The sequence below is a fragment of the Vibrio sp. THAF64 genome (assembly GCF_009363455.1).
GTDB classification, from domain to species: Bacteria; Pseudomonadota; Gammaproteobacteria; order Enterobacterales; family Vibrionaceae; genus Vibrio; species Vibrio coralliilyticus.
Map to the genome: position 1 here is coordinate 12110 of NZ_CP045357.1, position 21236 is coordinate 33345.

24 protein-coding genes and 1 pseudogene are annotated in these 21236 nt (G+C 43.1%); 10 read left to right on the forward strand and 15 right to left on the reverse strand.

Annotated elements, in window-relative coordinates; translation table 11 throughout:
- Positions 1-285 precede the first annotated feature (285 nt).
- Positions 286-1560 (reverse strand): type II toxin-antitoxin system HipA family toxin, encoded by a 1275-nt coding sequence (locus tag FIU99_RS24825; protein WP_064487237.1) that lies wholly within the window; start codon positions 1558-1560, stop codon positions 286-288.
- A complete protein-coding gene (locus FIU99_RS24830) occupies positions 1550-1885 on the reverse strand; it encodes a helix-turn-helix transcriptional regulator (protein ID WP_064487238.1) in 336 nt (111 codons plus the stop codon). Before FIU99_RS24830 ends, FIU99_RS24825 begins: the two co-directional genes overlap by 11 nt.
- Before the next feature lie 780 nt (positions 1886-2665).
- Here FIU99_RS24830 and FIU99_RS24835 point away from each other — a divergent pair.
- Positions 2666-3145 (forward strand): hypothetical protein, encoded by a 480-nt coding sequence (locus FIU99_RS24835; protein ID WP_152472623.1) that lies wholly within the window; start codon positions 2666-2668, stop codon positions 3143-3145.
- A gap of 401 nt (positions 3146-3546) precedes the next feature.
- On the opposite strand, the pseudogene FIU99_RS24840 reads toward FIU99_RS24835, so the two are convergent.
- The 3 genes and pseudogenes from FIU99_RS24840 to FIU99_RS24850 all read right to left on the reverse strand — a co-directional run.
- Positions 3547-3774 (reverse strand): annotated as a pseudogene (locus FIU99_RS24840) (isocitrate lyase/phosphoenolpyruvate mutase family protein); the annotation flags it as partial.
- A gap of 121 nt (positions 3775-3895) precedes the next feature.
- Positions 3896-4342: an isoprenylcysteine carboxylmethyltransferase family protein gene (locus tag FIU99_RS24845; protein WP_152472624.1), complete on the reverse strand. Its 447-nt coding sequence runs from the start codon at positions 4340-4342 to the stop codon at positions 3896-3898.
- A 61-nt stretch (positions 4343-4403) separates the two neighbouring features.
- The gene (locus tag FIU99_RS24850; RefSeq protein WP_040122585.1) at positions 4404-4994 is read right to left on the reverse strand and encodes a Crp/Fnr family transcriptional regulator; all 591 of its coding nucleotides are present in this window, start codon (positions 4992-4994) and stop codon (positions 4404-4406) included.
- Between the two features lie 330 nt (positions 4995-5324).
- Between FIU99_RS24850 and FIU99_RS24860 the strand changes: the two genes are divergently transcribed.
- Together FIU99_RS24860 and FIU99_RS24865 are read left to right on the forward strand one after the other, a co-directional pair.
- On the forward strand, positions 5325-5573 hold the full coding sequence (locus tag FIU99_RS24860; protein ID WP_006958739.1) for a type II toxin-antitoxin system Phd/YefM family antitoxin: 249 nt from the start codon (positions 5325-5327) through the stop codon (positions 5571-5573).
- The gene (locus FIU99_RS24865) at positions 5563-5853 is read left to right on the forward strand and encodes a type II toxin-antitoxin system RelE/ParE family toxin (protein WP_152472625.1); all 291 of its coding nucleotides are present in this window, start codon (positions 5563-5565) and stop codon (positions 5851-5853) included. The genes FIU99_RS24860 and FIU99_RS24865 overlap by 11 nt, the downstream gene beginning before the upstream one ends.
- Before the next feature lie 158 nt (positions 5854-6011).
- Here the strand turns inward: FIU99_RS24865 and FIU99_RS24870 are convergent, their stop codons facing one another.
- Entirely contained in the window at positions 6012-6248 is a 237-nt protein-coding gene (locus FIU99_RS24870; protein ID WP_021458677.1) for a hypothetical protein, read from the reverse strand.
- Positions 6249-6523: 275 nt separating this feature from the next.
- On the opposite strand from FIU99_RS24870, the gene FIU99_RS24875 reads away from it, so the two are divergent.
- The 4 genes from FIU99_RS24875 to FIU99_RS24895 all read left to right on the forward strand — a co-directional run bounded on the left by FIU99_RS24875 (position 6524) and on the right by FIU99_RS24895 (position 9150).
- A complete protein-coding gene (locus FIU99_RS24875; RefSeq protein ID WP_152472626.1) occupies positions 6524-6766 on the forward strand; it encodes a type II toxin-antitoxin system Phd/YefM family antitoxin in 243 nt (80 codons plus the stop codon).
- A 7-nt stretch (positions 6767-6773) separates the two neighbouring features.
- Entirely contained in the window at positions 6774-7073 is a 300-nt protein-coding gene (locus FIU99_RS24880; protein WP_043011872.1) for a type II toxin-antitoxin system RelE/ParE family toxin, read from the forward strand.
- A 422-nt stretch (positions 7074-7495) separates the two neighbouring features.
- The gene (locus FIU99_RS24890) at positions 7496-8698 is read left to right on the forward strand and encodes a hypothetical protein (RefSeq protein WP_253899473.1); all 1203 of its coding nucleotides are present in this window, start codon (positions 7496-7498) and stop codon (positions 8696-8698) included.
- Positions 8695-9150, forward strand: a complete 456-nt coding sequence (locus FIU99_RS24895) for a DUF2079 domain-containing protein (RefSeq protein ID WP_152472628.1) — start codon at positions 8695-8697, stop codon at positions 9148-9150. Before FIU99_RS24890 ends, FIU99_RS24895 begins: the two co-directional genes overlap by 4 nt.
- A gap of 450 nt (positions 9151-9600) precedes the next feature.
- Here the strand turns inward: FIU99_RS24895 and FIU99_RS24905 are convergent, their stop codons facing one another.
- Positions 9601-10344, reverse strand: coding sequence for an ABC transporter substrate-binding protein (locus tag FIU99_RS24905; RefSeq protein WP_152472629.1), 744 nt, complete (start codon positions 10342-10344; stop codon positions 9601-9603).
- 168 nt (positions 10345-10512) lie between these two features.
- Positions 10513-11397, reverse strand: a complete 885-nt coding sequence (locus tag FIU99_RS24910) for a LysR family transcriptional regulator (RefSeq protein ID WP_152472630.1) — start codon at positions 11395-11397, stop codon at positions 10513-10515.
- A gap of 130 nt (positions 11398-11527) precedes the next feature.
- Here FIU99_RS24910 and FIU99_RS24915 point away from each other — a divergent pair, with 130 nt between their 5' ends.
- Together FIU99_RS24915 and FIU99_RS24920 are read left to right on the forward strand one after the other, a co-directional pair.
- Complete coding sequence (locus FIU99_RS24915; RefSeq protein ID WP_152472631.1) at positions 11528-12292, forward strand: SDR family oxidoreductase; 765 nt, start codon at positions 11528-11530, stop codon at positions 12290-12292.
- An 81-nt stretch (positions 12293-12373) separates the two neighbouring features.
- Positions 12374-12892, forward strand: a complete 519-nt coding sequence (locus tag FIU99_RS24920) for a hypothetical protein (RefSeq protein ID WP_152472632.1) — start codon at positions 12374-12376, stop codon at positions 12890-12892.
- Between the two features lie 298 nt (positions 12893-13190).
- Here FIU99_RS24920 and FIU99_RS24925 read toward each other — a convergent pair whose 3' ends face one another.
- The 4 genes from FIU99_RS24925 to FIU99_RS24940 all read right to left on the reverse strand — a co-directional run bounded on the left by FIU99_RS24925 (position 13191) and on the right by FIU99_RS24940 (position 17867).
- Positions 13191-13730 carry a tyrosine-type recombinase/integrase gene (locus FIU99_RS24925; protein ID WP_152472633.1) on the reverse strand — a complete coding sequence of 180 codons (540 nt, stop codon included), beginning with the start codon at positions 13728-13730 and terminating at the stop codon, positions 13191-13193.
- 185 nt (positions 13731-13915) lie between these two features.
- Positions 13916-14803, reverse strand: coding sequence for an alpha/beta hydrolase (locus FIU99_RS24930; protein ID WP_152472634.1), 888 nt, complete (start codon positions 14801-14803; stop codon positions 13916-13918).
- A gap of 30 nt (positions 14804-14833) precedes the next feature.
- Complete coding sequence (locus FIU99_RS24935) at positions 14834-16777, reverse strand: TonB-dependent receptor (RefSeq protein ID WP_152472635.1); 1944 nt, start codon at positions 16775-16777, stop codon at positions 14834-14836.
- 151 nt (positions 16778-16928) lie between these two features.
- A complete protein-coding gene (locus FIU99_RS24940; RefSeq protein ID WP_152472636.1) occupies positions 16929-17867 on the reverse strand; it encodes a LysR family transcriptional regulator in 939 nt (312 codons plus the stop codon).
- Positions 17868-18421: 554 nt separating this feature from the next.
- Here FIU99_RS24940 and FIU99_RS24945 point away from each other — a divergent pair.
- Positions 18422-18901 carry a hypothetical protein gene (locus FIU99_RS24945; RefSeq protein ID WP_152472637.1) on the forward strand — a complete coding sequence of 160 codons (480 nt, stop codon included), beginning with the start codon at positions 18422-18424 and terminating at the stop codon, positions 18899-18901.
- A gap of 265 nt (positions 18902-19166) precedes the next feature.
- Here FIU99_RS24945 and FIU99_RS24950 read toward each other — a convergent pair whose 3' ends face one another.
- The 3 genes from FIU99_RS24950 to FIU99_RS24960 form a co-directional block, all read right to left on the reverse strand.
- A complete protein-coding gene (locus FIU99_RS24950) occupies positions 19167-19481 on the reverse strand; it encodes a phasin family protein (protein WP_253899474.1) in 315 nt (104 codons plus the stop codon).
- A gap of 161 nt (positions 19482-19642) precedes the next feature.
- Positions 19643-20176 carry a hypothetical protein gene (locus FIU99_RS24955; RefSeq protein ID WP_152472638.1) on the reverse strand — a complete coding sequence of 178 codons (534 nt, stop codon included), beginning with the start codon at positions 20174-20176 and terminating at the stop codon, positions 19643-19645.
- A gap of 90 nt (positions 20177-20266) precedes the next feature.
- The gene (locus tag FIU99_RS24960) at positions 20267-21136 is read right to left on the reverse strand and encodes a hypothetical protein (protein WP_152472639.1); all 870 of its coding nucleotides are present in this window, start codon (positions 21134-21136) and stop codon (positions 20267-20269) included.
- Positions 21137-21236: the final 100 nt, after the last annotated feature.

Sequence of the window (21236 nt, forward strand, 5' to 3'; positions counted from 1 at the left end):
CAACAATGGGGCAAAGGCGAGCCGAGCTTCACACCTTACTTTCCATGCTGGAGTTTGCCGGTCAGGATAATGGATTTGTTAGTTACAGTATTTTTAACCACTAGAATGGATCTAAAGTTATTTAAGAACCATTTTAGTGGTCACTAAGTATTTTGGAAGCTCGTATGAAACCCTCTCCAAGAACTTTTCCTAGGCATAGACAATGGATTCATTGGTTACGATTAGTATTTTTGACCACTATAATGGATCTAAAGTTATTTAAGAACTATTTTAGTGGTCACTAGGCTATTCTGGAAGCTCGTATGACACTATCTCCAAGAACTCTTCCGAGCCGTAGAAAATAGAATCGTTAAGAATAGCCCTCTTCCAAAGCATTTTCCGGCCAAGCTCAGATAGATCAGCTGCATCACAGAGAGATTCAAAGTTATCGTTAATAACCTTAATTTGATGACCGATGATATCGAGTGAAGTCTCCTCGTCTACATGAAACACGCGAGCTGCTTGCTTGCAGTTTTCGATTGATGAGATGTTTGAATTACCAACAATAATCATACCGTGACTGGCCTCTCCTCCAGTTCTGCTCTGTGGGCACACATCGTATGCTGGAGTAAGTTCTAGCTTCTCACCGTTTACAAAAAATGCGTGGTTTCTGGCGTGATCATCCGTATTTCCAACAAGCACATTGAATACGACGCGCTTATATAGTTCTAAGGCATCATCGCCAAAGTTTTTACACTGAACCTGCATTTTATCGACTAGTGCAGGGTAAGCGCAGTACCGAGCGTTGCTTTCATCGAGTCCAAGAACTGTAAGTCCAGAAATCATTGAGTGTCTGTACCATTTCCCATCCCCTGCCGGAGAACGGTCAAATCTCTCCACAAGCAGCGCATCTTTACCAGCTGAATGGACTAGCTCAACCTTCGCAACATTAATTCCGCACAACGCAGCTAGTTTCATTGCCACATACTCAGACTTTACAATATCGTAAGTGTCATTAGATGCTGAGAATTTTGCTATGTACTTGATGTTGTCAGCTGAAATCATAGCTTTAGGTCGAGCCCCACCGAGTGAGGTTCCGTGTAGCATGGCCTTATCAAGTTCAGCTGGTAGCTTTTTACCTGATGAAATGATGTCAGCAGCCGACTGTAAAACTTCCAGCGTCGCCTCTTCTTCACCGCGTTCATGATACTGGATTGGCGAGGCCTGAAAGTCGATAGATCCTATCCTATCCGAGGCCGAGTTCATTAAATACGTGAATTCAGTTAAGGGCTCATCTGCATCAAGGTTCAACTTGCTGTTAATTACCCTGCGCCCCCATGCATCTGGAGCTGCATCGCGAATCGAGGAGAAGTTAATGAGGTCTAGGTCGCGAGCATAGATTTCAGATTCGATAAGTGGAAGCTCCTCCACATATATAGGCTCTTTATTGTCTCTTTTTAAGTAGCTTTGGCCGTATCGAAAACTCATTTCTCCAGACTCAGAGAAAATTAGTGCTCCAGCAACAACAGGTTCAGTTTCACCATTCAGCCATTTCCATACAAAACATTGTTCAGAAGTCATTGTTTATTTTTGCCTTTTGGTTTCTAACTCTTCTTGGTAGCAGTTTTTCCATTTTTTCTGAGCTTCTTTTTTTTAGCTCTAGTCGAGATGGGTCTTGATCAAAGAGGTCGACTCTCAGAATTCTGGCCGCTTCAAAGTACAACCCAACTCCAACGGCTGGGTCACCGGACATCAACTTACCTGTTGTTGTACGTGAGACTTGCAGCTTATCTGTTAGCTCTTTAATCGTCATTTTTCGTTCTTTTCTTGCAATACTTAATAAGTTTGCAAAGTGCTGAAGCGCTGCTTCTGTTTGCTTACTATAGTGGCGGCTTTGTGTAGACATAATCAACCTTTAGAACTTTTCTATTATTCTAGTTACCCAAACAAGAATTAACAATAAAGTGACCACTAAAATAGACCTTAAAAGCCTTAAGGTCCACCTCAGTGGTCACTTCAGGGTTATACCTCACCTTTATCTATCAACAAAAAAACGGACGCATGGTCAAGGCATTACGTTTTCCTGTGGTTGTTGTTTGTAAAACCCTCAGTAAAGCCTTGCTGAATATGAAGTAAGGCTTATTTTAGCTTGGGCGAAACTAGTTCTGGGAGTTTTCAAGCACAACCCATTACTGCCAACCATCAGTAAAAATAATGCGACTTCAGTGGTACGATCAGCTACTGAGTAATTAGGCTAAATAATTTGGGGGCAAAAATGTGTTGTTTACGAGTTCAAAGGGATATGGAATCACGTAGGCAAACTGAAATCGAAAAATGAGCGAAGGGTCAAAACAATAGCAAGGTGAGTGCGTTGACTCCCAGGTGGTGGCTGGTTAGCCTAATAAAGCACTGGCAAAATCCGGTGCCGGGATTGGACCCCCGATTATGCTACAGGTGCATAGCCTTCAGTGATGTTTCTCTGGTTGGCATGCGGTGTTTCGGCGCATCTGTAAGTCGAGAGCGCTCCTATCGAGCGTTACGGACAGTCATTACGGTGGGCTGGGCAGGGCAGCCTCCGGGCTGGCCGATACCTGTGGGTCGGTAGGTCCAACCTTGTTCAGTTCACCACCCTTTATAGGGGGTTGAGGCCCCTGGGTGGTGTGGGTTCTTCCACTGGGAGGTTGCTATGCCCCATGCGATACTCGAACACCTTGACCAAGTCTGTCATCAAGCCTTGCAACACACATCCACTCAGCCGCGCCAACTGCGCGACATTTCCAACGCCTTTGATACCCTTAAGCACCAAGAAAACACGCCGTGCCCCTGGCTAGAAACCGCCGTGGAATATGGGGTGCTATCCCGTTGGTTACAAAGGGAGCTGCCGAGCACCCCCACGAAGCGGCCCCCGGTTCGTGTGGGATTGCTGCACGGTTTGTCGCGCCATGCCTACCAGCTGTGCCTGAGTCGCGATATCGACCGGCGCATCATTCAGCTTCGCCGCCGCAGTGGTGAGAAGGTCGAGTTGGTGGCGGTTGGGCAGGCAGGGCAAATGGCCGATCCGCTCAGTCAGACCTTAGTGCACATCGCCACGCGAGGCGAAAAGTGGTTTTCATTGTCGAATTATGAGCGTCAACAGCTTATTGAGGCGGTAAGGCGGAGCGGGTGAGTATCCAGGGAACTTAAACCTAGGCGCAGCTTACGCAATACTTGCCAAAGCAGGTATATCCCCAAAAGCGGCCTTGAACGTGTGCGTCAGTAAGCCGTTGGTGTTCCCTAAATTCGATGCTCAGATGTGCGGTCAGGTGGGACGAAAACACAGCTAAAAATTAGTAATGACACCATAGTCGTTTGTATGCCTGCAGGTAGTTTTGTGTATTGGCATTGCTACGCCGTTCAGTGCATTCACAGGTATGATAACGGCCTTTGAGATACTTGCTGCGCTTTATCGCTGTATTGGCTGACTTCCATGGCCGCATCGCAACCAGGGGAGGTGCATTTCACGTAACCCAATATCATGATTCACCGCCTTCGACTTGAGCGCGGAGTTCATCAATTTGTTTCTGCAGGTTCGACCGTTAAAGGGAGAGGGGTCGACCCAACGATGGCTTTGACGATGAACAACACGTCCTCGAAGTGGAGGTTTTCACCATCCTCTTTTCCAAGGGTGTTCGCGATGGCTGCGCTGGACGTCCCGAGAGCGAGAAAGCCCGATTTCTCGGCCAGCTTCGCACTGGGTACATCCCAAACATTACAAATGACCAATGGATTGCTCGCCTGATGCAGACTCTTAAACATGTTTACTACTCCTATATCGTTTTAGACTTAACGGGGCCGATACAGGCTAACAACAAAGAGGTTTAGGGATGCGCCATTTTCGGAGCTGAACGCTGGTGGGCGCGCAAAGTGCTCCTGTGACTTATACCCAACGCCGGACCTGACGACAGTATTGGTCATAGCCTTGGCCGAAGGTGTCTCGCAGTATTTGTTCTTCAAACCGAATGTACCACCTGTCGGTGATGAGGATGAACAGTAATGTCAGGAAGAGAGCGGGCAGTGAGGCGCCAGACAGTATGGCCACGCCCAATAATGCGACAGCAAACCCGAGATACATGGGGTTGCGGGTGTACTGATAGATGCCTTGTGTCACCAACAGGGTGGGTTGACCAAACGTCATGATGTTGGTGTTTAGCCGGGTAAACAGGCGCTTCCCCGCCGCCGATAACCACAAACCCAGGACAATCAATGGCAGTCCCAACAGGGAGCAAGGGAAAGCAATGTGTGAAGGGAATGACGTCTTCCAATGGAGGAGCCCTATTCCAACCACAAAAATCAAAAAGAGCACAGGGGGCAACAGTTTTTTCATATCGAGTTTCCTTGGTAAAGAAAACACGATATTAGGGCAGTGGTTCTCTGTTGACCTTAACCTATGTTAAGCCCATCTCTCGGCGGATCCGCGACAGCGTCACATCGGTCACACCGATATACATCGCAACATGGCGAAGGGGGATACGATCGCTATCGTGGCCAAACTCGTGCAAAAACTGCTGATAGCGTTGTTTGGCATTCAGCAGAAGAAAGCCCGCCTCTCGTCTCTCTTTTTTCAGCACCAGACGCTCTAAGAGCATCCGCAGAAACTCCGCCCAATTGGGGTGAATTCTTGAGAGTGCCACGAGGCGTTCGTAGCGGATAGAGGCCGTCGTGCACGGTGTCAATGTCTGAGCGAAAAATGGGCTTGGGCTGGCTTCAACCAAGGAACTCAAACTCGCGAAGGCACCGCCTGTGGTGACCAGAGACTTATTTCGTTCATTGCCCTGCTCATCGAGGTAGAAATAGCGGCCGATGCCGTCGAGTACGAAGTGCACATCGAGCACGACATCGCCGCTGCAAAAGAGGTTCTCGAGCGGTTGATGGGCATGAATGGTGATATCGTCTAAGGCGTGAACGAGGTCGGTTTGACCCAGCGGAGCCCATCGCGAGAGGGCGGAGAGCAACAAGCTCTGGCTATGAGTATCCATACATTCTATCCAAAGGTCTTAGGGCGCTGACGGCAGTTAAAGGGGTTGATTGTGGTATGGGCGGTTGCTGGTGTCCACACTGCCTTTTTGTTTTCCGGATCACCTATTCCAAATTTTTCTCTGTATCGCTTGTCATTATGCATAGTCAGTTCTCTAACGCCTTGCAAGGTGTGAGCAACGCAATACCTATGCCTCCGCATAATACCTTAAAAACAGAAACCGACGCATAGTAAAAATGCCCCGCACTTTGAATCACTTTTAAGCAACTTGTGATACTGCTTGGTTGAGGCTAATATGACCAATATAAAGACCACTTAAGAGACTGATTATATGACCACTAGAATTTTAGCCGATGTTGCTGCAAGCATTACCGAGTTGAAAGCTAACCCGATGAAAGTTGCAACTAGTGCTAACGGTGAACCTGTTGCTGTCTTAAACCGCAATGAACCCGCATTCTATTGCGTACCTGCCGAAGCGTACGAGATGATGATGGATAGGCTCGAAGATCTTGAATTGCTCGCTATCGCTAAAGAGCGTGAATCCGAAGAGAGCATTTCGGTCAATATTGATGACCTATAAACTCGACTTTAAAAAGAGTGCACTCAAAGAGTGGAAAAAGCTTGGTGCTACTCTGCAACAACAATTTAAGAAAAAGCTGATCGAGCGCTTAGATAACCCACATGTTCTGGCTTCAAAGCTTTCTGGAGCTGACAATATGTATAAAATTAAGTTGCGTCAATCGGGCTACCGTCTCGTCTACAAAGTTGAAGACGATGTTATCATTGTCACCGTCTTAGCCGTCGGAAAACGCGAACGTAGCGATGTTTACCGTAAAGCCATGAACAGGTTAGATGATTGATTGCGGTATAACGCCCAGCTAGGGGGAGTGACGCAATACCAACGTCGCCGCAAATCACCTATTGATCAGTTTCCGCTCTCAAATGAGGAGTAGTCATCTGTCTGACCGAATTAAGCTTCGACTTTAAAGGTAACAGATTCAGTCCAAGCTAATTCAGATTAGTATTTAGATAGGATGGATGTCTTCTCAGATTGCAGCTTCTTGAGTTCTGATGAGATTTCACGTAAACGAGCTTTATCTTCTGGAGTAATTTCTCTGGCTTTTGGATTAAAGCTACACGCTGATAGTGCCTTCTTAGATTTAGCAGTAAAACCAGAAAGACTGACATTGAAGTCAACAATTTCTGAACGTCTGTCATTTTGAATCTTCACGTATGCTTTATTACCAGCAATCATTTGAGCAAGTAACTTACTTACGTCTGCTTCTGTCTCACCGCTGACGTATCCTGCACGATATGAGTTTGTATATAGTTGACCTCGTAAGCTAATAGGCTGATTATCATCGACTTTAACAAACCATCAAGGTGAATATAAAGGAAAATGTTAAGCGTTGGGAATCCGTCTTTAACGCTTTGTTAGTTTGCATTTCACACAAATCGCACGATTTAATTAAATTGAACATTTCATGCGATACATTATAATCTAACTATACACTCAATTGGGAACTGACCATGTATACATTAACAGCCAATGATGCCAAACGAAATTTCGGCGAACTACTTCTGAGCGCACAACGCGAGCCAGTAAAAATCAGCAAAAACAGTAAAGATACTGTCGTTGTCATGTCCATTCGTGACTTTGAAGAGCTAGAAGCTATGAAAGTTGAGTACCTCAAACACTGCTTTAAGTCAGCTAAAGAAGACTTGAACAATGGAAACACTGTTGATGGCGAAAGCTTTCTGAACTCGCTGTAACTAACTTATGCAAAAGAACAAATACAAGCTAAGTAACTTAGCGCAATCTCACTTGCACAAAATAAAAAACTACACTGTTGAAAACTTTTCTGAATTACAGTGGCGTAACTACAAAGATACCCTGCTATCAGGGTTTCAGATGCTAGCTGATAATCCAGGCTTAGGAAGAAGTTGTGACGAGATATACCCAAATGGCTTTTATTTCCCGATTGGAAAACACACAGCTTATTTCACCAAAGAAGACGGCTTTATCTTAGTCGTTGCTGTCTTAGGTCAATCACAGCTACCCCAGAATCATCTGAAATAACACGACTTTCAATAATAACTGGGACGAGAGTTTATCCATGCAAACTAACGCCTTGCTAAGGTGTGAGGCACGCAATACCGAAGCCTCCGCATACAACCTTAACCACTAAAACCAACGCATACCAAAAATGCCACGCGTGCCAAATCCTTCTGAACGCTTTGTTAGGCATTTTTCTTCTCAGGTTCCTTGTGCCTCCAATCAATATGTACTGGATACGCTACCAAGTTACAATCCAACCCATATGAATGTTGCTCACCACCTACGCTACATTTTGCGAACCCTTTACCGACTAAATGACACTCTCAATCATTCATATGAGATATTTATCACTTTAGTAAAAGTGCATGTCAATTTAGACATTTTTTATCTTTTATAAAAGTTAGCATAGGTGAAATCATGAGATTCTTTTCTGAGCAATAACAATGAGTAACCCAGAAAGCATATTCCCTAAAGGCTCGATAGCTTATGAAAACGAGCAGAAACAAAATCCATCAAGCAACTCCGAAGCTGAAGCCGAAACCTTTTTCCCTAAGACTTCTATTGCCTATCAAAATGAAGTTAAGACTAATAGAATTTCCCCCGGCGTTGGTAAAGGTTTCCTTCCTCCATTAAAAAGACAAAGCACGATTACACCGGCCAGAACTGCGAATATTAGTCCTGAAAATATGTATTGGCCACCATATGACTTTACTTCAGGTCAGTACATAAACACAAAGCAATTACCTGATGAGAGTTTGAGTAATAACCTACAAGAGAATCAAGAACATGTGATGTTTCTAACTCTCGAAGAAGCATTTAGAGTGCTACAGAGCTGGGGATGGAAAGATACTCAAGCGACTTGGAAATCAATGACAACCTCCACAGGCGCACAAATCATGATCAACTATGGTGTAAACGGTAAAGATATCGTCACTACTTCAATGGTCATCGCCCAATTTAATGTCCATGGCATTAAAGCGACCAAACTCGGATTAAAAGCTACTTTTGGTATGAAGATGTCAACTTACTACAACCAAACTGGCACCGAAATGATTAAATTGAGTGGCTATTCTGGCTTGAGAAGGATATTAACAGGCACAACGTACAGGCTTGACAACCCTAAAGTGGTTCAACTAGGGATAGGTAAATATGGATTAGCTAATTCAATCAAATCAGGAACCGTTATAACTATATTTGTTGCTGCTGGATTTCGGATCTTAGATTACGCGTTAAATGACGAAATCTTTTTAACCGATTTAATAGGCTCATTAGCCACAGATATTGTAAAAATCGGCATCTCTTCTGCTGTTTCCGCTGCGTTAGGTGCTGCCTCACTAGCCTTTGTATCTTTTGTGGCGGTTAACCTTGCCGTAGTTGTTGCTGCCGGTTTGGTCACATCTATTGTACTAAACGAACTGGATGAGCATTATGGTATAACACCTAAGGTCATTGAACTATTGGAGAAAGCACAGCAGGAAGCGGTTGAAAAAGCAGAGCAACTAAAAGAAGATGCTTATGATAGCGTTCTCGATCTAGCTGAAATGTTGCTGGAAGGCGTTTTAGAAACAGGCAAAGAAGTGGTAGAGAGCGAAGTAAAACGATTCATCAAAAAATCGTTAAATGAATTAACCCCGAGAGTACTATGAGTATTTCCCATCTGATAAAAAAAATTAAAAGAGTATCTAAGTTTTTTCCAGCGACCCTTATTGGCGCAGGGTTAACTTCCGCCTGCTTTTATTTAGGCTTAAGCAAAATAGCTAATTTCGCTCAAGAAATTGGAAATGTAGCGGTATATTCTCGTTTTGATTTTAGCCTCATACCATTTGGTATTGTTATGCTCGGATTTACCATTACGGCTGTATATTATATTTACTATGAAAAACGGTTTGAAGATACGCACGGTCACATTCTTAATTACACAATGGTAGTTGCATTTGCCGTTTCAATAATCTTAGTTTTTATTACTCCATCAATCTATCAAAACCGCTTGGAAAATGCTGGGCTAAAGGAGTGTAGTAATACACCAAGCAGCTACCTACCCTTATTTGGCACCAAGTTTGTCAAAGATGAATCGTTATGCCGACTAAGGCACAATTAGCTAACGTCAGCTTTTCTAAAACCATACTTTAACTAGATCGTACCAATTTCTACTCATTAAATTACTTTTGGACAGAAATCGTTTAGGCGTATAACTCTAATCAATTTACACCAGATTAGAGAAAGTATCTCGAAGTCATAGTCGTTGTTAGCCACATAGATTTTTTGGAGAGCGGGTTTGTCTATTTTGATTAGAACCCGACGCTAGTATAAAAACCAATAGCTCCCGTATTATTTGACTAAACATGAAGGTCAACTGAGCTAGCGCCAAGGGCACTAGCCCAATTAGTAAAATGCCTATAGCTATATCCAAATTTCGAGCTTCGTTAGAAACAATTAATGCCCACAATATAGCCATAATTCCAACTAGGTAAATTAATGGCATGCACAATAAAGGTCTAAATAATAAAAATATCACATTACTTGTCAATTGATAACTTTATTATATAAGCTAATTGTAGCTTTTGTCGCTATATTTTTTATATAACTCAGCCAACGTCCCATCTTTTAAGAAAACTTCCATCTTCTGATTCCATATAGCTTTCATCGACTCTCCAGCTGCATCGTTTGAAAACAGCATGTAGTATCTAGGCCCCTTAATTACATCCTTCTTTATTGTTAGAGTATTATCTAGTCCAAGTTGTTCAGTTTTACTTTCTAATGCCTCTGCATAGTCAAGTATGTAATCTAAACGGTTAGCTTCAAGCATTTTTAGAGCATTACCTAAATCTTTAAAGTTATGTTTATTGACATGTTCGTTAACTATGCCCGCTTTTTCAAACTCATAACCTAATTCCCAAGCTACTCTTTTTCCTTTTAAAGAACTTTCATTGCTCCAATCTAAACCACGCCCTTTGTGGTATGCCACAGCAATAAATTCAATTCCTAAATAATATTCTGGTTTTGGAGAGCTTAGATTACGTCCGTCAGCTTCCCAAATATAGGATCCCGGGTAAGCATGCGCTTTTCCTGCTGACACTTGCTCCCTACATCTTGATAGTGTTGCATATTGAACAGAAAAATGGATATCTTCGTAAACCTTCTTCCATAAATCATGATATAGGCCACTACCATCTTGAACAGTGTAATTTTCCCACTCCGGGGTGCAAATAACATACTCAGCTTTAGCGAATGTTGGAGAAAGATACATTGCTATAGCAATGAAAGAAAAAAATCGAATAATATTGATTTTCATAATAATATCCTTATATTACAATTAATTAGCTTTCTGATTACTGATGTTGTTATTTATATAGTTAGTTTACTTTTACTTGAACTGCAAGTGTCGTCCTAATAGAAGAGCTGCGATTATAAAAAATTTAAATGTAAGATTAATAAGGAAAAAGAGAATAATCACTAGTTTTTATTTAAAATCAAAATTCTCATTAATCATGGCGTCGATAAATTTTCTAACTTTCGCCGGAACATACACAGCAGAATTATACAGCGCATGCAAAGGGAAAGCCTTTAATTTATATTCAGGTAAAATAATTTCGATTTCCCCTGTTTTAATCTCCTCATGGAAGAACCAAAGTGGGCCTAAGTGAATACCTACACCTTCGAGCACAAGGTTCTTTACGGCGGTAACACTGTTCACAGTGAAGTTACCCTTGACTTTAAAAGACTTGATTGAATTATTTCGATATAGCTCTACTTGATTTCTCGCTTGCTCTTTGGAATAAAAAATAAAATTATGTGACGAGAGATCTGCTGGAACTCTAGGTGTTCCATTTGTTTGTAAGTATTTTTTGCTTGCTACTAGTACACGTGATACATCGCCCAGCTTTCTGCAAATTAAACTGGAGTCAGGTAAACTACCTATTCTAATTGCAACATCTATCCCTTTTGAATTAATGTCCTCGAAATGGCTCCCCAGTAAGAGTTCAACATTTAATGATGGGTAATCTTCCTGCATTTTTTTGAGTACCGGAGCAACAAAATGTGCTCCAAAATCGACTGGAGCAGTAACGCACAAGGTGCCCCTAGGGCTTTCCTTTTGCCCAGAAATTAAAGCTTCAAGAGCATTTTGCTCATCCAAGATTTTTCTTAAACCTTGATAATACTCCTGACCCGCATCTGTTGGTGTTGAATGGCTTGTCGAACGATGTAAGAGTCTGACACCTAAACGCTTTTCTAGCGAAGCCACTTTTCTACTTATTGATGAGGGGTCGGTCCCAAGTTGTTCCGCTGCACCTTTTAAGCTGCCTGATTCAACAACTCTTATAAATATTTGCTCTTGAGTTTCCATATCCTTCCTAGGCTAAAGTCTCTTATTGCAAAAAATGCACTTAATAAATGTAAGTATTACCCCTACCTGTAATTTGTGCAAGTGACTAAGATGTAATTGTTCAACACCTATCATCAAACAGGAGGTAAACATGAACAGCTTAAATAGAGATCTAGAAGGTAAAGTAGCTCTAATCACAGGTGCAGCTCGCAACATGGGGCGTGCATTTGCAGTATCTCTAGCTCGTCGTGGAGCTGATATTGTGATCCACTACAACTCAGACTCTTCAGCAGGTGAGGCCGAGGAGACTGCTCGTGTAGTTAAAGCTCAGAATGCTCGGGCTTTATTAGTTCAAGGAGATCTTTCTAAAGAAGCATCTGTAGAAAAAGTATATACGCAAGCGCTGGCTGCATTTGAACGTATCGACATAGTTATTAACAATGCTGGGTTGGTGGTAAAAAAAACCATCGCAGAAGTTACTGAAGAAGATTTTGACCGGTCATTTGGTATCAATGCAAAGGCACCATTTTTTATCATGAAGCATGCTGCGAAGCATATTCAAGACAATGGTCGAGTAATTAATATGGGGACGTCTCTGCTAGGTGCATTTACTGGATTCTACGGTGTTTACGCTGGCTCTAAGGCTCCTCTTGAAGATTTTACTCGCGCACTAGCCAAAGAAATTGGTAGTCGTGGCATTACGGTGAACACTGTGGCACCAGGACCTATTGACACGGCATTTTTCCATGGCGAAGAAAATGAACAATCTGTCGCCTATTTAAGTGCAGCAAGCGTTATGGGACGACTTGGGAATATCGACGATGTTGTTCCTATGATTAACTTCCTGACATCCGAAGAGTCACGTTGGGTGACAGGACAAACTTTGTTTGTTAATGGTGGTTTTGTTACACGATAGCTGTGTGGTTAGGCTAGCGGTCAGTTTGACCGCTAGCTACTGTTAACCTGATCTTTGAACCCTACAACAAAGGTGTGGATTATGAGCACTAAGGTTTGCAATAGCTGTAGTTTTCTTCGTTTTTTTTCATATTTCCTCATCTTCTCATTATTTGTGGGGTCTATAAGCGTTAAAGCAAGTGCAATCACATCACTTGAGAAAGAGGATATGGTGGAGATAAAAGGTACGATGGAAAAGAGTAACTCAAGTAATATCGACGAAAGCACAAATGTGCTAACTCCGACAGAAGCTATAGCTGAATTGCTAGACGCTATGGATAAGAATGATGCTCAGCGAATTAGATCCGCCTTTTCTGCCGATGCGAGCCAATTGTATGAGCGCTGGTATGCCAGAAAGAAACGTGGAGAGAAGTTCAGATCTTGGTTAGAAACAGATATTATCGATGTTCATGGTCGAGTCATAGATCCGGAAATAACTGTTCATGCAAACCAAGTCACCGTTAAGGGCACATATATGAATGACGACAACTATACAAATAAGGCTGATTTTCTATTTGTAGTGGAAAAGGGAAAGGTAGTTAGTTGGACTATGCGATATTAATTTATTTGAACAATCAAAGCATCGAGCTAAGTGTCTATACCCACTAAAAGTCAACGGGTCTTACTTTTTTCTAGATATTGTTTGTTGTATATATGAAAGCGAGCTGGTTATCTTTAACTTCTTTAGAAGCGCAAGAAACAGAGGGGCAGAGATGAGTCAACAGGTAAGGATTTCTTACCTATTGCTAGCACGTTTCGGGCACAGGATTTTCAGAAGAAAAGCCTGTAGCAGATCCTGTCTGCCAACAATCTGTTTTCTCAGACAACCTCAGAGCGTCTTCCAGCTCAACGCCAAGGTATCAAATTGTGTTATCTATCTTCGAATGTCCAAGTAAGATCTGTAAGGCCCTGATGTTTTTCGTTCTGGCATAGATTAAAGTGGCTTTGGTGCGGCGCATGGAATGAGTTCCGTAATAGTCAGCATTCAATCCCAGTTTTGTAACCCAGTACCTGATAATTGAACGATAGAATGAGTAGCTGATAGGTTGCTCGGAGCGTCGGCTACTCGGGAATAGAAAACTGCTCGCCTCTAGGGATGCTGAAAAAAACCATCTGTTAATACTTTGTTGTGGCCTTGGAGTAATTTCATAGTGTACATCGGTGCCCGCTTGTTGCTGGATGTACTGAACTCTTTCATAGGTAACTCCTTGCGAAGAAACATCGTAAACGTGTAGCTTTGGCAAATCACTCTCTCTTAACTTGCTATTTATAGCTAGGTTCAGTAATGCGAGCTGCATCAGATCGTTTTCAATCTCCAGCTTAGTTCTGATCCACCAGATCTCTTCAAGCTTACATGGCCTTTTGATACCACTACATTTTCTAGAAGATAACTTTCTCATGATGACCTCCTCCTAGTGTTTTTGGTCAACATGAAGTTTGGTGGTCATATTTAGTAGGGTTCGGGAAGAGCTGAGACGTTGGTGGACAGAAATGCGTTAGAACTCCAGCCGATAGATATGAAAAAGCCAACTGCATTCACAGTTGGCTTAGTATAAAGCTCCTTTACTTTTTGACCGTCTATTGACTAGATCTGCTCGTTCGGGAAATGCTTATTCAAGAAGTCCAAAACATGAGGAACATACTTTTCAGTATCAAAAACTGGTGCACTGTGTCCCACACCCTCTTCAATGAAAAGTTGATTAGTTACTCCATGCTCATCAAGCTTCACCTTAAGTATCTCACTTTGAGATAGCGGCACTCGTTTGTCCAAGGTGCCATGTAGTTGAATATATGGCGGGGTATTTTCATTCACATAACTCGTCGTTGATGCTTGCTTAGCAAGTTCTGGAATGTTACTTGGAATATCACCCAAGAAGCGAGATACTGACGATTTCTTGCTGGTTTTCTTGCCACCTTTAGTGCCTAATTCAAGTAAATCGGTAGGGCCAAAAAAACTCACCACGGCAGAGACCTTGTACTTTGGCGGTTCATAGAAGTCGACTTGGTTGTATGCCGAGTTAGTCGCACCAATAAAACCCGCTAGATGTCCGCCAGCAGAGCGTCCCATCATCACAAGATTGTCAGCGTTGATACCTAATCTTTCCGCATTGTCGTGCAGATAGTTCAGCGCATCGTTGATGTCTTGAACCGGCTGAGGGAAGTTCGCTTCCCCACTTAAGCGGTAATCAACTGACGCTAGCGCATATCCTTCGTTCAATACAGATTGAAGTAGTAGAGGGTTTTTCTCAGGAATTGCATCTTTACTGCCACGTTTCCACGCGCCCCCATGAACCCAAACCAACAGCGGGTATTGAGTCGTTGCTTTAGTCGATGGTGTGTAGAGGTCAAGCTTAATCTCTCGTTCACCTACGGTTTTGAACAAAATGTCTTTCTCTACATCAAACTCCCCTGCCACGCTGGCAAGCGGCATGAGTAGTAGAGAAACCATCGCAGATTTTATCTTCGTATTCATTGTGTCGTTCTTCGTCTAAAAAGCAATTAATTAGAAAGTCGCTTCAGCGGCTAACCAATAGCGTCGACCATCTTCAATATAACCAAATTCTTCTTCTGTAGTTTGCTCATCGAACAAATTATATACTGCTGCCATTAGCTTCACATTCTTAGTGACATGCCAGTTTGCACCAAGATCAACGTAGGTAATAGAAGGAGCTAAGGTTCTAGAACTGGTACTCGTAATGTTATCTTTTTCTTCGCTTTGATAGTTCACGCGTGCCCATGAGCCGATATCATCACGTATTGCCCAGTTACCATTGACAGAGAATAGATGTTCAGGTGCTTGAACAAGTGGCAAGCCATCATCTTCGTCATTGGTGTTCTTTTCACTATGTGTATAAGTATAAGTCGCACTTAGTGTGATCGAATCGGTGATTCCCTTAGAAACGGAGCTTTCTGCACCATAGCTGATCGCTTCATCAATGTTGACGTAAGTGGTGTCACAACTTCTGCTATCAGTACAAGTCGGATCAACAAATGCACTTTCTATCTTGTCTTTGAAGTCGCTATAGAACAGAGTCACATTCGCTGAATGGGCTTGGTCATCAACGTAATACAAGCCCATCTCTGTATTAACCGATGTTTCTGGCGTTAAGTCTGGATTGCCAAAAACTGAACAACGACCTCTGCAACTTTCTTGAATCCAATCTTCATCCATTTCTGTTAGGCTTGGTGATCTATAGCCTGTAGACACACCACCTTTTAGCGTCCAATTCTGATCAACTGACCAGACCCCGTATACTCTTGGGCTTAACTGCCCTGAAAAAATTTCATTGTCGTCGTAGCGCAGGCCAATGGTAAGAGCAAAATCATCAGTGAGATACCATTCATCTTCAGCATAGACAGCCCATTGCGTATTCTCGGAAGTCAGAGATAGTTTGCTATCAGTCAGCTCTTTCTTCTCAAAAGACGCCCCCAATGTTAAGTAGTGAGCATCAAGAGGAAGCCCCCATTGCGTGTTGATTTGACTATTCTCGACCTCTTTTTCTGCACCGATATTTTTTACTGTTTCATTACTGAAAAATGAAGAGCTCGTACCCCAAGAGTAATTACCGTCGTGACCAAAACCAATAGATTGGCGCTCATATTTTCGTACCGCTACTTGAGACTCTCGCTCTACTGATTTACCTAGAGTGGTCTCTCTCTCTTGGTTATGATTGGAGAACTCCAGAGTAAAAGTGTCATCCGAGGTTGGTGTGAGGTACATAGAAGCTCGATAATTATCGAGAGTCTTACCCGCGTAGCCACCTTCAATCTCATCTTCTTTTCTTTCCTGATACAGCCCTGTCAAAGAGGTACTTAAAAGACCATCAATGATAGAACCCGCAAGGTAAAGTTGCCCTTGATAGCTATTACCTGATTTCGAATTTTCTTGAAGAGTCGTCTCTGCACGCAAGCTGCCGTGCCACTCTTGATAGTCGTTACGCGTAATGATGTTGATTACACCACCCAACGCATCTGAACCATATAGGGTCGACATAGGTCCACGAACAACTTCAATTCGTTCAATTGCATTCAGTGGTGGAAGCCAATCTTGTTCGGTAAACGTGCTGCCATTAGTTTGAGTTTCTCGCCCAGACTGCTTTCTGCCATTAACAAGAATCGCCGTATTCTGAGCAGGCATACCACGAATAGAGATATCTTGCCCATCGCCACCGCCAGTCACTGTTACGCCAGGGATGTCGGTAAGGGCATCTGTAAGGTCTTTGTAAGAACGGTTTTCTAGCTGCTCTCGAGTAATCACGCTAATTGTAGCAGGGGCTTCCGTTATTGTTTGTTCGTAGCCTGCGGCAGTGACTACTATCGTTTCCATCGCGCTTGTATCGGCATCCGTGCCAGCTTCATTGGCAAAACTGTACATAGGAAGTGCAACACAAACAGAGGTAATAGATTTTACAAGGGTAGAACGTAAAAAAGGGATATGAGTATTCATATTGGCTCTGTTTAAAGTAAAATTGCATTTAATAATCATTCTCAATTAGAGCGCTAATTGTAGAGGGACTCAAGATAATCCCTATCGACATTTGAGAATGTGACTATTCAAAATGCGCATAGTGTTGATTGCATTATCCAATATGTGCAATTTAAGCCTGTGTATCTCTACCGACATAAAGCTGCTTGAATATCCCCCTAACCCACTCACACATAAGATCATCGTTGAAACGTTTGTGCCAATAGAGGTAGACCTCTTGAAAATCCAACTGCAGCTCCTTAGGGACTTCACGCACAATCAATCTCGAGTCTTGACAGGCTGCTTCCGCAAAAGGTGTTGGTAGATGAAATATAATATCTGTTTCCGCAGCAATACTCGGTGCCGAGCTGAAGTTACTCAGCTGCACAGGTGAAGACAAACGTTGTTTTTTGTTTGCTAATCCAAGTTCTTGGTACTTATGCTCAAACGATAAGCGCTTTTCACCCTGTAAAGAAACTTGCCCAAAATCGAAGTCGGCGAGTTTCTCGGGGGTAAGCTCTTGATCTGCTAATGGGTGCTCTCGGTTCATCAGTAAACGGAAAGTTCGCTTAGCAATGACCATTCGATATATGTTTTGCTCTGAGCTCGGTGGTTGGTGAGAAGAAAGGGCGAAATGAACATCTCCTGCAACCAAAGCATCAAAATGACGTTTAGGGGTAGAATCCAAGCTCACCGTTAGGTTTGGCGCTAGTTTTCGAATCTTGGCAATAACCTTAGGCATTAAGGTATTAATTGTTGGAAGAAGACCATAAATCTTGACGGTGCTTGATACCGTTTTAGGATCGAATGAGTCTTTGTGCGCAAGCTTTTCTAAGCTAGTAATGACATTGTTGATATCGTGCTTCACCGACTCCGCTTTTGGTGTCAGCTCATAGCCATATTTTTTACGCACCAGCAATTCGTCATCAAAGAAAATTCGCATCTTTTGCAGTGCGCGGCTCACCGCAGACTGGCTCATATTTAACGCCATAGCGGTATTAGATACATGCTTTTCTTCAAGCAAGTGCTTTAATACAAAAAGTAAGTTCAGATCAATTTGAGATAAGTTCATGTCAATTCAGCCCACTAAGCTTCCTGTAGGTGGCATAGTACATAAACTTTTATAGATTGTGGTAAGTGTTTTCGGCCGTTCGAGTCACGATTCGATTGAGTTAAGGCAATAGGCAAGTTCGGTACTAACACATAATGGGGCAAAAATGTGTTGTTTTCGAGTTCAAAGGGATATGGAATCACGTAGGCAAGCTGGAGGCGAAAAATGAGCGAAGGGTCAAAAGAATCGCAGGGTGGGCGCGTTGACACTAGGATAACGGCTGGTTAGCCTAATAAAGCACTGGCAAAATCCAGTGCCGGGATTGAGACCCCGTTTTTGTTGCAGGTGCATAGCCATCAGTGATTTTTTGCTGCATGGTATGTGGTGTTTCGGCGCATCTGTAAGTCGAGTACGCTTTAATCGAGCGTTACGGACAGTCATTACGGTGAGCTGGGCAGGGCAGCCTCCGGGCTGGCCGGTGCCTGCAAATCGGTAGTCTCAACCTTGCTCAGTTCACCACCCTTTAGTGGGATAAAGCCTCTGGGTGGTGTGGGTTCTTCCACTGGGAGGTTGCTATGCCCCATGCGCTACTTGAACACCTTGACCACATTTGTCATCAAGCCTTGCAACACAAATCCACTCAGCCGCGCCAATTGCGCGATATTTCCAACGCTTTTGATACCTTAAAGCACCAAGAAAACACGCCGTGCCCTTGGCTAGAAACTGCCGTGGAGTATGGGGTGTTGTCCCGCTGGTTACAAAGGGAACTGCCGAGCGCCGCCACGAAGCGGCCCCCAGTTCGTGTGGGATTGCTGCACGGTTTGTCGCTTCATGCCTACCAGTTGTGTCTGAGCCGCGATATCGACCGGCGCATCATTCAGCTTCGCCGCCGCAGTGGTGAGAAGGTTGAGCTGGTGGCGGTCGGACAGGCAGGAGAAAGTGCCGATCCGCTCAGTCAGACCTTAGTGCACATCGCCACGCGAGGCGAGAAGTGGTTTTTATTGTCGAACCATGAACGTCAACAGCTTATTGAGGCGTTAAGACGGAGCGGTTGAGTATCCAGGGAACTTAAACCTAGGCGCAGCTTACGCAATACTTGCCAAAGCAGGTATATCCCTAAAAGCGGCCTTGAACGTGTGCGTCAGTAAGCCGTTGGTGTTCCCTAAATTCGATGCTCACATGTGCGGTCATGTGGGACGAAAACACAGCTAAAAATTAATAATGACACCATAGTCGTTTGTATGCCTGAAGGCAGTTTTGTGTATTGGAATTGCTACGCTGTTCAGTGCATTCACAGGTATGATAACGGCCCTTGAGATACTACCGCTGCATTGGCTGACTTCCATGGCCGCATCGCAACCAGGGGAGGTGCATTTTACGTAACCCAATATCATGGTTCACGCCTTCGACTTGAGCGCGGAGTTCATCAATTTGTTTCTGCAGGTTCTCGAGTGCATCGACTTTTCTATCGAATATGGAGCTGACCGCTCCGAAGTTGTCGATCGCGTATTGCTTCAACGTCGACGCGATTTTAAGGGTAGGGACGTTGGCCCAATTAGGGGATTGGTCTTCGAGTGTTTGACGGGTACGCTTGATGTCGTCCACCAAGCGCGAGAATTGTGTTCTTAGAGGCATAGCTCGTTACCTTAACTGACGTTAAAAGAAACAAGCGGGGAGTTGTGTATTCATCAGGGTGATTATAAAGAAAACACCAAAACTCTTAAACACTCTGTTAGGTATTCTTTAAAAAGTTTGCACTCTATCATTCATACCAAGCTGCGACGATCTTCTTACCTTTAAAGGCGATCCAAACTTTTACCTATTTTTACAGCCAAACGAAACATTTCCAATGACTCAAGATATGCTTCAAGTGATGGATGCTTCGAGAATGTTCCTTCAGGTTTGATATCTTGCACTACCGCATCAACGAGCTGATAAAAACTAATAATATCCCTGGCAACCGTTCTATCTAATACACCTAAATTCTGGCATTGCGCCTGATAGATTTGAGAATAGTGAATAGGAATATCGGCCTCTAAAGTGTACGTATCGGTGGGGTTATTTCGTAAATGATCCACAGCCTCTTCGATTGCCTTAACATATTTTCGATTCTCAATAACCCTTATAAGAGCTGAGACCTCTGCGATGATGCAATTGCGCACTTGCAGCGCAAACTGTTTCTGCTTTCGGTCCTCCAAATATTTAGTTGGAAAGAAAGTAACTAGCCCACCAACTAATGCGCCGCCGAGAGCTGAGACTACTGGGATCCATTCATTTGCCTGTAATTTTAATATTGCATCAAGAATAATCGTTAGATCTTGCTGGTTCATTATTTCCCTTTGTTCACATAGCACCCAATTAAGCAATGAGGCTCTTTATATCGATACAGCCGCATATCACCTTAACCACTACCAAACTGCTTAGCAGTTTTGTGGCTGAAGGCCGTGGTTTTCGCCAACAATACACACTGCATCGTAAAATGACATTGTTTCGATACCGTTTTCACGGTTTAAAAACACTACATGACCTTGCCGATGAGCACCTTCATTTGGGAAGTGATCCATTTGGGCACCAACATCTATGGCACCGAGAAAGCTCCCTAGAATTGAAACCGCTATAACGAATCCATCTTGATGCTGCATAAGCGTAACAGTTGAGCATGACTTTAGCTCCCCAATCTCTTTGAACATTAGATAATCACCAATGTCTTTCTCTTCATACCGAAACCTGTCTATAAAACGCAGTCGGCTAGAGGACAACACTTTGGCTTGATTTTCTTGTTCTATGTTTACTAAATCTTGTAAAGAGGTAATATCGGCATTGTTTTTAAAAATTTCCCCATAAACATAATAACCAGCTGCTAATGCTACTTTAGCAACAAACAATAATGGTGGAAGAATATCTATTTTAAGTTGGATCTCTCCATTTTCACCCGCAAGAGAAGATTTATCGACAGTTGTTTTGGTTTTGGGACACCAATATTCCGTTTCACCTGGTGCATTGAATCTAATCTGCAGGGGGCTCTTGTCATCACCAACTTTCACATTTTTCCAAACTGGCTGCGCTAATTTACCACTGTGTCCTTTAACCTGAGCATTTTTCCTGTCTAGGGCAATAAATGGGTCATTTGACACTTTTCCATCTATTTTTGAGCCAATTTTTTTATTTATCTCTTTTCCTACAGGGATTTCAAAGCCGTCCATTCCTCCCATAGATAAAGGAATAATATGCTCCCTGCTAGTATCAGCATTACTTATGACTTGATTACTATAAATGCAATAAACTGCCAATTTAACCTCCTTGTAAACTGCTAACGACATGTTGAGATATGATCAACGTTAGCAATGATTAGCCTACCAGCATCAAGACAAAACCCAACGATGACATGAA